The sequence below is a fragment of the Pseudomonas sp. Mn2068 genome, from assembly GCF_049319725.1.
Lineage (GTDB): Bacteria > Pseudomonadota > Gammaproteobacteria > Pseudomonadales > Pseudomonadaceae > Aquipseudomonas > Aquipseudomonas gingeri.
This window is the reverse complement of record NZ_JBMOUG010000044.1, coordinates 1-229: the sequence shown is the minus strand read 5'-3', so window position 1 is coordinate 229 and position 229 is coordinate 1. Positions and strand designations below refer to the sequence as shown.

Genomic DNA, 229 nt, shown 5'->3' with positions numbered 1-229 from the left:
TCAGCGCCGAAGATGCCAGCGGCAACTACATGTACTACGGCGTGCGTGAGTTCGGCATGACCGCGATCATGAACGGCATCACCCTGCACGGCGGCCTGCTGCCTTACGGCGCGACCTTCCTGATGTTCATGGAGTACGCCCGCAACGCGGTGCGCATGTCGGCGCTGATGAAGAAGCGGGTGATCCATGTCTACACCCACGACTCCATCGGCCTGGGCGAAGACGGTCC

General features: G+C 62.4%; 1 pseudogene. It reads left to right on the top strand.

Features of this window, described 5'->3' with window-relative positions:
• Window positions 1-229: pseudogene (locus ACL9RJ_RS33285) on the top strand (transketolase); the annotation flags it as partial.